Here is an 11,772-nt window from a genome sequence, read left to right as displayed (position 1 = left end):
CGGTGCTGCTTGAGCAATGCGATCGCTCCAGACAGGTTACTGTACTCCGCCAAGCTAGCTTCGTAATAGGATTGCTTAACAAACATATTTTGATTTTAAATTTTCAATCTTAGATTGGAGATTAGGTCATCGTTAAGTACCATAAGCCCTCCATCCCAAATCTCATTCCCAGATAAATCTGGGAATGAGAAAAATCCAAAACCTGAAATTGATTAGCCTAGTTTGTCAAACACAGCAAACATGGGGAGATACATTGAAAGCAAAATCACCGCTACCATCCCCGCTAATACCACCATCATGATGGGTTCAAGAACGCTGGTGAGCGCTTTCACCGCTTGCTCAACCTCATCTTCATAGAAATCTGCCACTTTCATCATCATGGCATCTAACTGACCTGTCTCTTCCCCAATACTAATCATCTGAATTGCCAGGATTGGGAAAACCTGCTCTTTTTGCAAAGCTAAGCTCATCATCCCACCCTGTTGAATGTCTAGCTTGGCTGCTTCCACCGCGTTAGCAATTACCTGGTTACCCGCCGTATCTCTCACAATATCCATGCAAGTGAGAATAGGCACTCCAGAACGAGTCAAGGTTCCAAAAATGCGGCAAAAGCGAGCAACACATGATTTCTCATTCAAGTCGCCCAATAGCGGCATTTTCAAGAAAAAGCGATCCATCGTCACACGACCAACTGGCGTCTTGTAATACTGTCTGTAAACAAAAGAGGCAACGATGACAGTAATGATAGGGATGATGATCCTCCAACTTCTGAGGATTTCGCTAATCCACAGCATGAACAGTGTTAGAGCCGGTAATTCTGTCCCCAAATCTTTGAAAATGCCAGCAAAGATTGGGATCAAAAACACGGTCATACAAATAAAGACAATGATTGCCAAGATTCCCACTGCCACGGGGTATGCCATTGCCCCTTTGACTTGGTTTTGCAGGCGTGCCATATCCTCTAGGACTTTGGCTAATCGGTTGAGTACCTCATCGAGGACACCGCCGACCTCTCCTGCTTGCACCATACTGACGTATAGATTATCGAAACACTCCGGATGTTTACGCATCGCATCCGAGAGATTCACACCTTGTTGAACCTCTGAGCTAATTTCCACCAGCGCTTTTTTAAGCTTAGGATTGCTACATTGTTCCGAAAGTACGCCCAAACATCTAACAATCGCCACACCCGCGTTGACCATCGCGGCAAATTGACGAGAAAAGACGGCTTTATCCTTGACCGTAACCTTCGCTAAAGAAGTTTGAAACTCTTTTAGGTTTAATTTGCTCAGGTCAAAGGTTTGAGTTTCTTTGATATTTGCAACAGAAACCCATTTTTCGCGCAGGGCGTCGCGGGCACTCCCCAGGGAGTCGGCAACAATTTTGTCTTTCTTTGCGGCTCCTTTAGAGTCTCGAACATCAGCAATATAGGTAGGCATACCTCACCTCTAAGTGAAAGAAGAATGGCTTTTAAAAGGAAAATTTTTGTAATGGGAAGGTGTCTTCCGGGGAGGTTTTTGACAATTTCTGCTGAGGGATGCCAGGTAGTCCAGACCGAAACATATTCGGTCTGGACTACCTGGCATCATACAAGCTTAGTGCAATAGGTTTTACACCGCCTCGAACCTACCGAGCGCCAGCTTTTGCCCCTGTCGCTGGCGATGTCCCCAGGATACGCTGTAATTCTTCAGGTTTAGATGATTTGCCCATCGCCGCCTCAAAGGAGATGGCACCAGCTTTGACATAGCCAGCTAGAGCCTGTTCCATCGTCTGCATTCCCAATTTTGCTCCAGTCTGGATAGCAGAGTAAATTTGAGCAGATTTTCCTTCTCGAATCAAGTTAGCGATCGCTGGTGTTACCAGCATGATTTCCTGCGCCATTACCCGACCATATTCACCGGGTTTCGGATTATGTTTGGGCACTAAGCATTGGCTGAAGACTGCCAATAACGAACCAGACAACTGAGCGCGGATTTGGGGCTGTTGCTCTGGAGGAAATACGTCCAAGATCCGGTCGATAGTACCTGCTGCTGAGCTGGTGTGCAGGGTGCCGAACACCAAGTGACCTGTTTCAGCCGCTGATACCGCCAGACCAATGGTTTCTAGGTCGCGCATTTCCCCTACCAGGATAATATCCGGGTCTTCCCGGAGCGCGGCTCTCAGCGCATTCGCAAAGCTCTTAGTATCTTCGCCTTTTTGACGCTGGTGAAACAAGCTCTTGATGTTCGGGTAAACATATTCAATCGGGTCTTCCACCGTTAGGATGTGTTCTGCTCGCGTCCGGTTGATCAAGTCGAGCATCGCAGCCAGGGTGGTGGTTTTCCCAGAACCCGTTTGCCCCGTCACCAACACCATTCCTCTCGGTCTGTGAGTCAATTCCCGCACGACGTCTGGGAGACCCAACTGATCGAAGTTCGGAATTTTAGAAGACAACGCTCTTAAGCACGCCGCATAGTAGCCCCGCTCTTTGTACACATTGACGCGGAAGCGAGCCAATCCCTTAACCCCATAAGAGCAGTCAAGTTCCCAGTTTTGCTCTAATTCCTTACGCTGCGTGTTGTTCAGCATACTGAAGATGAGTTTCTGACACTCCTGGGGAGGAAGCGGTTCGTCCCCAATGGGGTTGAGTTTCCCACTAATGCGAAAGTAAACCGGCGCTCCTGCCTGGATGTGCATATCTGAGCCGCCCATTTCAATGAGTTGCTCCATCAAGTCTTCAATCATTAATTCCATGAGGCTGTCTCCTGGGGTGATTCTTGATTTCTCAGTTGCTAATTTTTCCTTGACTAAGGGCGTAGCTTGGGTGATTGCCATTCGCCATTAGCGATTGACGATTGAAATTTATTCGGAAAAGCGAGGCGTCATGCAATAAGGACAATCTAGCCACTCTGGCTTTAACTCAGCAGTGCAAGTGACACATTCTAGACCGCTCTTCCGCTTGGCTTTGAGTTCTGCCTCTAGACCAGAATCTGTAAATGTCACCCGTTCTACTTCTTCCAGAGTGGTATAACCTTGGCGTACCAGGTCTAAGCTGTATGCCAGCAATGTCTTCATCCCTTCTTCCACGGCTGCTTCTTTAATGCGCTCGGTGGGGGCACCTTGGCTGATTAAATTTTGCAAGCGTTCGGTTACGCGCATGACTTCATAAACACCCACACGTCCCTTATAGCCAATGCCATTACATTTTTGGCACAGAGCATTTCTGCTTTTGGCTTCCTTCGCTTCATCGGGTTGTAAAGTATTGGCTTTGTAGAAGGTAATATCCCCGTCCCCAGAAGCCGATAAACCAAATCGACCGAGTTCTTGTGAAGTGGGTGAATAGGAAAGGCGACACTCGCTACAAACACGCCGCATCAAGCGTTGCGCCAAAACGCCAATCAGCGAACCCGATACCATGAATGGCTCGATACCCATTTCGTCTAAGCGGGCGATCGCACCGGCGGCATCGTTGGTGTGCAGGGTTGTCAGCACCAAGTGTCCGGTTAGTGCTGCTTCAATTGCGGTTTTCGCCGTTTCTTTGTCCCGCGTTTCACCCACCAGAATTACATCCGGATCTTGGCGCATGAAGGCTCGTAAGATCGAGGAAAAATCCATTCCTTTCTCTCGAATTACCTGTACCTGAGTAATCCCAGGCAAGGCATACTCAATCGGGTCTTCTGCCGTACTGATATTAATTCCCGGATCGTTCCGTTCTGCCAGAACCGAGTACAAGGTGGTAGATTTACCAGACCCAGTTGGCCCGGTTACTAAAATCAAGCCGAAGGGACGGCTTGCCATTTCTCTGACAATTTCTAGCGATTCCGAATCGGAAATTAACTTATCCAAACCTAGCTGGGTGGAAGAGTTATCGAGAATTCGCAAGACCACCTTTTCGCCGTAGCGGCTGGGTAAGGTATTCACCCGAAAGTCAACCTTACGCCCTTCAAACACCCGCCGGATACGACCATCCTGGGGCATCCGTCGCTCGGCAATGTCTAGCTCAGCCATGATTTTGAAGCGAGCTGTGACGGCTGGGATGATTTTTTTCGGGAACGGCTCGAAGGCTTGTTGTAGCACCCCATCTTTCCGGAAGCGAATGCGTAAGAATTCTTCTTGGGGTTCAATATGAATGTCTGAAACCTGCTCTTGCAGACCCTTGAGGAGGATTCTGTTAACCAAGTTGATGACGGGAGCGCCCTGTGCATCCTCTACATTCAGGTCATCTTCAATTTCAGGAGGTGCATCGCCTAAGTCGTTCAAATTATCCAGAACGTCTGAGACATCCACAGACTTTTGGATTCGCGCTACTTCCTCTTTCCTGGTTTGCTCATCCTTGTATTGGTTAATTAGATTCAAACAGTCTTCCAGAGTGATCACCATTCGCTGCAAGGCGATGCCCTGGGGTCGTAAGATGCGGTTGAGATCGTCCTGAGCCGCTAAATTATCTGGATCGACCATTGCCACCAGTACCGAGGGGGGCTGGGTGTCATTTTTCGTTAAAGGTACCAGTTTATAGCGACTACAGATATCGATCGGAATCAGGGTTTCAATCAAAGACCCAATCTGAGAAGTGGGAATTTGGCTGATTTCCGGATCTAGAGATTCAACTCCGTAAAGAATTTTGAGTTCAAAAAGCTGTTGTTTTTTATACTGACGTAGCAAATCTGGGGGAAGCGATCGCCCAGTAATCGTTTCTAGAACCTCGGTTAAGGGTCTACCAGACTTGCGGCTTTCTACCATAGCCTGCCGCATTTGGTCGGTGTCAACATAGCCTGCCTGAATCAGCTGGTTGCCGAAGGGCGAAAACTCATTGCGGACAGCAAGGGCGCGATTTCGTGGTGAGGATTGAGTCATAGATCCGTGAGAATACCTCTTTACAAATTGTTCCCAAAACCATGAAGCAAAATTGCTATCGTCAGCCAAAAACTAAATTTTTACGGTCTAGATCGCAACTTAGGCTTGCGCCCCCGCAGTATCACCAGACCGTTTCATCATTTATGCTGAGCCGTTGCGGCGATTTTAAAGGCAAAATTGACGCGATAAGCCAATTTGCTCCTGACTAGCCGCAAGCAGTAATATCCGTACAACGATGCTGTAAGTTTTAAGATTTAAGACCTGCCGGAGCCTTGGAAGACTCGGACACGACTTGGTTAATGACAAGGAGCGTGTAAAGCTGAACGTGGTAGGGAACATTCACGATAATAGCCTTAACCAAGTCTTAGGCGTAGGATTGTCTTAATTTATTTTGCGATTCATACATAGTCTACTGTCTAGATTCTGATGTCTGACACGCCCACTCGCTCAATGGCTATCCTGAAATTCGTGAAGATGACGTTACAATCGGAAAATAGGCAATTGCTTCTATAAAGAAAATTCTGTGCAAATGCCAGCAGATGGCATAGCTTGGCACAATGTAGGGTTAAGGTAGGGTTGGCGTGTTGATACGGTTTTCCCACCCAAGCCTTGTCAGAAAGTCAAGCCAAAAGCTTTAAAGAGTATTGGCAGGATGCCTGGGCACACTATGATTCTAGAAAGGGGAAAGTTTTGTGGCAATGCGCCGGTTCTCTCCATCCCTAACTCAGGGAGTGGTGAGACACCAACCTGATACAGAAGGGGAGGTGGTAGTGGCGACATCGACAGGACTACCGATTAAAATGAGCGCGAGCAGTCTCTTAGCTGGGATGATAGCCCAATGAACGAGGAAGAAAATCAGCAAGACAATACTTCACCTCCAATGGTTGATAACCAGGCGGTGGCACAGGAAATGGGGAATGAACCATTATCTGAAACGGGAACCTTGAATGGAGAACCATTAGGGGAGGCGTCAGTGTATGGCACAAGCCATACATCTGATGCGGTATCAGATGCCAGTGCAACCTCCGGAGCCAGCGGAGACGAAAGTAACGCAGAAGCAGCCAGCAACGCAGCGGCTGTAGAAGCATTGACGCGGGAAGTGGAGGCTTTAAAAGCGCAAGTGGAAGAGCGCACGCAACAGTGTGACTCTTTCAAAACTCAGTACATGAGGATAGCCGCAGATTTTGAAAATTTCCGCAAGCGGACTCTCAAAGAGAAGGAAGACTCGGAGGTGCAGATCAAGTGCACCACCATTACTGAGTTACTGCCCGTAGTGGATAATTTTGAGCGGGCGCGATCGCAGATTAAGCCGCAAACTGATGGAGAATGGAGCATCCACAAAAGCTACCAGAGTGTCTACAAACAGCTGGCAGACGCTCTCAAGCGCATCGGAGTATCTCCCATGCGTCCGGAGGGCCAAGATTTCGATCCCAATCTCCACGAAGCCGTGATGCGGGAACCAACGAATGAATATCCAGAAGGAGCCGTGATCGAACAGCTGGTGCGCGGCTATTTCTTGGGCGATCGCGTCTTGCGCCACGCCCTAGTCAAAGTTGCTGCTGGTATGGAGCCCGTGGTAACCTCAGAGGAAGGTCATCCGCTTTCTGGCGAAAGTTAATGGAGTTTGATGCACTGCATCGACGGTTGAAGGCGTCAGAAATTACAATCAAATTGATGGAAATCTGGTGCCGGGTCCGAACCATTTCGGACAAGCAATTCGACGGCTACTTAACAAATCCTGTAAACCTTTACTACAGCTAGCTATGGGAAAAGTCATTGGCATCGACTTGGGCACGACCAATAGTTGCGTGGCTGTTTTAGAGGGGGGTCAACCCATCGTCATCTCTAACACAGAAGGAGGGAGAACGACCCCAAGTATCGTGGGATTTGGCAAGGGCGGCGATCGCCTAGTTGGTCAACTAGCAAAACGGCAAGCTGTCACCAATGCCGAAAATACGGTATACAGCATTAAACGCTTTATCGGTCGCCGCTGGGATGACACCGAAATAGAGCGATCGCGCGTGCCCTACACCTGTATCAAAGGTCGCGATGATACCGTCGATGTCCAAATTCGGGGACGCAACTACACCCCCCAAGAAATCTCAGCGATGATCCTGCAAAAGCTAAAGCAGGATGCAGAAAACTTTCTTGGCGAACAGGTAGACCAGGCAGTCATCACCGTACCTGCCTACTTCACAGACGCCCAAAGGCAGGCGACAAAAGATGCCGGTACCATTGCCGGACTGGAAGTTTTACGGATCATCAACGAACCCACGGCAGCTGCTCTTGCCTACGGCTTAGATAAACAAGATGAAGAGCAGTGCATTCTGGTGTTTGACTTAGGGGGCGGCACCTTCGACGTTTCCGTACTCCAATTGGGTGACGGTGTTTTTGAAGTCAAAGCTACCTCTGGAAACAACCATCTAGGCGGAGATGACTTTGACAACAGCATTGTCCGCTGGATGATCGAAAACTTCAAACAGCAAGATTCCATCGACCTGGGAACCGACAAAATGGCTCTCCAGCGGTTGCGAGAGGCAGCAGAGAAAGCCAAAATCGAACTTTCCAGCATGGGCAGCACCTCCATCAATTTGCCATTCATCACCGCCGATGAAACCGGGCCAAAACATTTAGAGATGGAACTTTCCCGCGCCCAGTTTGAAGAACTCGTTAACCATTTGGTGGAAGGTACCATTGAGCCTGTAGCTCAGGCGATCAAAGACAGCGGTTTGACAGCCAATGAGATTGACCGGATCATCCTGGTAGGAGGTTCAACTCGAATTCCTGCCGTTCAAGATGCGATTAAGAAGTTTTTTGGCGGCAAAGCACCCGATCGGTCGATCAACCCGGATGAAGCAGTGGCGCTGGGAGCAGCGATCCAAGGAGGCGTCTTAAGCGGTGAAGTCGAGGATCTGCTGCTATTGGATGTTGCCCCCCTAAGCTTGGGCATTGAAACCTTGGGAGAAGTGTTTACAAAAATTATTGAGCGCAACACCACAATTCCCACGACAAAATCCCAAGTTTTTTCCACCGCCACCGACGGACAAACCAGCGTGGAAATTCACGTCTTGCAGGGTGAGCGGGCGATGGCGAAAGATAACAAAAGTCTTGGCAAATTCCTCCTAGCAGGAATTCCCCCCGCTCCCAGAGGCATCCCTCAAATTGAAGTGTCCTTTGAAATTGGCGTTGATGGAATTCTCAAAGTATTGGCTCAAGACAAAGGCACTGGGAGAGAGCAGAGTATCCGGATTAGCAATACCGGCGGCTTGAGTGCCAGCGAAGTCGAACGGATGCGGCACGAAGCTGAAACCTATGCCGAAGAAGACCAGCGTCGGATGCAAGTAGTGGAGCTGAAAAATCAGGCTGATAGCCTGTTCTACAGCTATGAATCGACGTTAAATGATAACGGGGATCTGGTTGCAGAGGATATCAAAACGCAGGCAAATAAGAAGGCTACAGCGGTGCGAGCGGCGCTGGCTAACCCCTCAATTAGTGTTGAGGAGATCAAACAACAGATTGACGATTTTCAGCAGACACTGTTTGCGATTGGTGCTGCCGTGTACCAGCAAGCCAGCGGACGCGAGACACCGGATGATTACGAAAGCTTGGAAAGTGGCATATCCCCAGAGTTTCGTGAAGCGCCTGACTCCACACCCGATGACGATGACTTTAGATTTGATGACGATAATACCGTTCAGGCTGACTACGAGCCAGTTGACTAAATCAATTAAAAATAAAAAAGGAAAAATGAAAAATTGAAGGATATCTAAAGTTTTCATTTTTCCGTTCTCCTAACCCTTAACCCCTAAAGAAGCAGCGTTCTATGGCCCGCGACTACTATGAAATTCTCGGGGTCTCCCGTGACTCAGACAAAGAGGAAATTAAGCGTGCCTATCGCCGTCTGGCCCGGAAATATCACCCGGATGTCAATAAAGAGCCAGGGGCGGAAGAACGCTTTAAAGAAATCAATCGAGCATACGAAGTCCTTTCGGAACCAGAAACCCGGACTCGCTACGATCGCTATGGAGAAGCCGGGGTGGCTTCTGGTGTCGGAGCTGGCCCAGACTTAGGCGATATTGGTAACTTTGCCGATATTTTTGAAAGCTTCTTCAGTGGGTTTGGGGGTGCCGGGGGTCAAACGGCTGCTCGCAGACGTAGCGGTCCCGTTCGCGGTGACGACCTGCGGTTAGATTTAAAGCTGGAATTTCGGGAAGCCGTCTTTGGGGGCGAAAAAGAAATCCGGATTCCCCATCTAGAAACCTGTGCTACCTGTAGCGGTGCAGGTGCCAAGCCAGGAACGCGACCGCGAGCCTGTCCAACTTGCAGTGGTTCCGGTCAAGTGCGTCGTGCGACACGGACTCCCTTTGGTAGCTTTACCCAAGTCTCTGTCTGTCCCACCTGTAACGGTGAAGGGCAGGTAATTGAGGACAAGTGTGAAACTTGCGGAGGCGTCGGTCGCAAACAGGAGACGAAAAAGCTTAAAATTACTATCCCTCCAGGGGTAGATAATGGAACCCGGCTGCGCGTTTCTAAAGAAGGAGACGCTGGTCTGCGCGGTGGTCCTCCGGGAGATTTGTACGTCTATTTGTTTGTTGAGGAAGACGCAGAGTTTCAGCGGGATGGGATTAACGTCCTGTCAGAGATTAAGATTAGCTACTTGCAGGCGATCTTAGGATGCCGTCTGGAAGTGAATACAGTAGATGGGCCGGTAGAGTTAACAATTCCGGCGGGAACGCAACCGAATACGGTGCTGACGCTAGAAAATCATGGCGTACCCAAACTAGGGAACCCAGTCAGCCGGGGAGATCACCTGATTAATGTAGGAATTGATATTCCCAATCGAATTACGGCTGAAGAACGGGAACTGCTAGAGAAGCTGGCTAAAATCAAAGGCGATCGCACTGGGAAAGGCGGTTTAGAAGGATTTTTAGGAGGGTTGTTCAAGTGATCGACAATCCAGCGACTGCAACGGATGTGCCGGACGCTCAGCTGGACTTGCGGGGGACGCCTTGCCCGATTAACTTCGTTCGCACCAAACTCCGCCTGGAACAAATGGCACCCGGCACCTTATTAGAAGTGTGGCTAGATCCGGGTGAGCCAATTGAGCAGGTTCCTGATAGTTTAGCGATGGCGGGCTACACAATTGAAGAGACGCGATTCATTGCGTCTGAAGACCGCACAGGCTTTTTTGCCCTGAGGGTGCGGCGTCCAGCTTCCCTATGAGTTCTGTACTACCTCCGTCGCTACCGCCGACAGGAGAGGAGAGGGAGGAGAAATTTCCAGATCCGGTTAATCGGTTGGAAGAATCTTCGCCGTTAATTGGGACGGTGGTGGCTGTGCAGGCGAATTTCTATCAAGTGCGACTAGACCTCAGTAGTTTGGAGTTGGAAGCTGACACCCCGCCGATAACTCCCTTTCTCCTGTGTACTCGTCGGGCAAGGCTGAAAAAAATAGGTCAGAAAGTGATGGTAGGCGATCGCGTTCTGATTGAGGAAGCTGACTGGGCAGGTGGACGGGGAGCGATCGCCGAAGTTTTCCCCCGCACAAGCGAACTAGATCGTCCTCCAGTGGCAAATGCTCAGCAAATTCTTCTCGTTTTTGCCCTAGAAGAACCTACGTTGGATGCCTATCAATTGAGTCGTTTTCTGGTAAAAGGAGAGTCTACTGGCTTAGAAGTCTGCCTTTGCTTAAATAAAAGCGATTTAGCGACAACTGACAAACTCAACCAATGGCGCGATCGCTTGCAAGGGTGGGGCTACCAACCGATATTTATCAGCGTCCACACAGATCAAGGTCTAGAAGAATTCCAGCATCAGCTAAATCATAAAATTACTATTTTTGCGGGTCTTTCTGGCGTCGGGAAATCGAGCATTGTAAACTATCTTATTCCCAGCGTCAATCTGCGCGTCGGAGAAGTTTCCGGCAAACTCAGCCGAGGGCGTCATACGACGCGACACGTTGAATTGTTTGAATTACCGACAGGCGGGTTCATTGCAGATACCCCTGGCTTCAACCAACCAGACTTGGATGCGACTCCGGAAGAGTTAGTGCATTATTTCCCAGAGGCACGGCAGCGCTTAGCGGTAGCCCGATGTCAATTTAGTGATTGCCTGCATCGGGATGAGCCGAATTGTGCGGTACGAGGGGATTGGGAACGTTACGAGCATTATCTAGATTTTCTGAAAGATGCGATCGCTCTTTCTACTCATCTGAACCAACAAGCCGATCCCGACGCCACCCTGAAAATGAAAACGAAGGGTAAAGGGCACAGTCAATACGAACCCCGGTTGGAAGCAAAAAAATACCGTCGTCCTTCCCGGCGGACTCAACAGCAGGCACTTGACCAAGTGTATCAAGACACGGATTTTTCAGAAAAGATGGAAGATGAATAAAAAAGAGGGTTAGATTTATGCAGCAAATCGATCTCGCTGCGGCATCTCAACCTCTGCCCAAATTAATTGAGGTGGCACTTCGTGGTGAAGAAATCACGATCTCGAAAGACAACCATCCTGTTGTCAAATTAGTGCCAGTGTCGCCCCTGAAGCGTCGTCCTCAGTTTGGGAGTGTACAAATTCTCCATCGACGGACATCGCATGTTCAATTACAAACGAAGTCGCATCCGAATCAAGCCAAAGAACCGCTTCGGGGATTTCGTCAGGCTTACTCGTTGTCACGTCGCTCTCCGGAGTTGAGCTTCCACGGAAGGTGGTCGCAAACGGGCGCTCGATCCGACGACCGCTCTCGCCCCAGAAAGACAAATCGAGGGACAAGGTGACGAATCCCTGCTCAGCCAGCTTTTGGGCATACAGATTTGCGCTCTGTTCTTTAGACCTCTTGCAAAAGTCGTCGCTGGGGTAATATGGGGTCTAAAATTAGACGATTGCTAGCTGCCAGTCATAAGTTTTACTCATCTTACCTTTGACTGAGCCGAAGTTCATA

General features: G+C 49.2%; 9 protein-coding genes and 1 pseudogene. 6 read left to right on the top strand and 4 right to left on the bottom strand.

The genetic code is table 11. The features are described from left to right. Positions 1–212: 212 nt before the first annotated feature. From NDI34_RS26185 to NDI34_RS26175, 3 genes are all read right to left on the bottom strand, one after another. Positions 213–1,439 (bottom strand): type II secretion system F family protein, encoded by a 1,227-nt coding sequence (locus NDI34_RS26185; RefSeq protein ID WP_190526935.1) that lies wholly within the window; start codon positions 1,437–1,439, stop codon positions 213–215. 187 nt (positions 1,440–1,626) lie between these two features. Beyond that, a complete protein-coding gene (locus tag NDI34_RS26180) occupies positions 1,627–2,733 on the bottom strand; it encodes a type IV pilus twitching motility protein PilT (protein WP_190413828.1) in 1,107 nt (368 codons plus the stop codon). 108 nt (positions 2,734–2,841) lie between these two features. Further along, entirely contained in the window at positions 2,842–4,833 is a 1,992-nt protein-coding gene (locus NDI34_RS26175; protein ID WP_190413827.1) for a GspE/PulE family protein, read from the bottom strand. Positions 4,834–5,671: 838 nt separating this feature from the next. On the opposite strand from NDI34_RS26175, the gene grpE reads away from it, so the two are divergent. The 6 genes from grpE (at position 5,672) to NDI34_RS26145 (ending at position 11,608) form a co-directional block, all read left to right on the top strand. Next, complete coding sequence (gene grpE / locus NDI34_RS26170; RefSeq protein WP_348234287.1) at positions 5,672–6,451, top strand: nucleotide exchange factor GrpE; 780 nt, start codon at positions 5,672–5,674, stop codon at positions 6,449–6,451. Positions 6,452–6,596: 145 nt separating this feature from the next. Next, the gene (gene dnaK, locus NDI34_RS26165) at positions 6,597–8,555 is read left to right on the top strand and encodes a molecular chaperone DnaK (protein ID WP_348234288.1); all 1,959 of its coding nucleotides are present in this window, start codon (positions 6,597–6,599) and stop codon (positions 8,553–8,555) included. Positions 8,556–8,656: 101 nt separating this feature from the next. Then, positions 8,657–9,781, top strand: coding sequence for a molecular chaperone DnaJ (gene dnaJ, locus NDI34_RS26160; RefSeq protein WP_348234286.1), 1,125 nt, complete (start codon positions 8,657–8,659; stop codon positions 9,779–9,781). Further along, the gene (locus NDI34_RS26155; protein WP_190413870.1) at positions 9,781–10,056 is read left to right on the top strand and encodes a sulfurtransferase TusA family protein; all 276 of its coding nucleotides are present in this window, start codon (positions 9,781–9,783) and stop codon (positions 10,054–10,056) included. Before dnaJ ends, NDI34_RS26155 begins: the two co-directional genes overlap by 1 nt. Continuing rightward, the gene (gene rsgA, locus NDI34_RS26150; protein ID WP_348234285.1) at positions 10,053–11,225 is read left to right on the top strand and encodes a small ribosomal subunit biogenesis GTPase RsgA; all 1,173 of its coding nucleotides are present in this window, start codon (positions 10,053–10,055) and stop codon (positions 11,223–11,225) included. Before NDI34_RS26155 ends, rsgA begins: the two co-directional genes overlap by 4 nt. A gap of 17 nt (positions 11,226–11,242) precedes the next feature. Next, positions 11,243–11,608 (top strand): type II toxin-antitoxin system prevent-host-death family antitoxin, encoded by a 366-nt coding sequence (locus NDI34_RS26145; RefSeq protein ID WP_199303333.1) that lies wholly within the window; start codon positions 11,243–11,245, stop codon positions 11,606–11,608. Here the strand turns inward: NDI34_RS26145 and NDI34_RS26140 are convergent. Then, a pseudogene (locus tag NDI34_RS26140) lies at positions 11,571–11,660 on the bottom strand (alpha/beta hydrolase); the annotation flags it as partial. The gene NDI34_RS26145 and the pseudogene NDI34_RS26140 sit on opposite strands and share 38 nt — an antisense overlap. Between the last annotated feature and the right edge of the window lie 112 nt (positions 11,661–11,772).

The organism is Trichocoleus sp. DQ-U1 (genome assembly GCF_039961925.1).
Taxonomy (GTDB): Bacteria; Cyanobacteriota; Cyanobacteriia; order Cyanobacteriales; family FACHB-T130; genus FACHB-T130.
The sequence above is the reverse complement of the archived record's forward strand: the minus strand, read 5'-3'. Positions and strand labels throughout refer to the sequence as shown.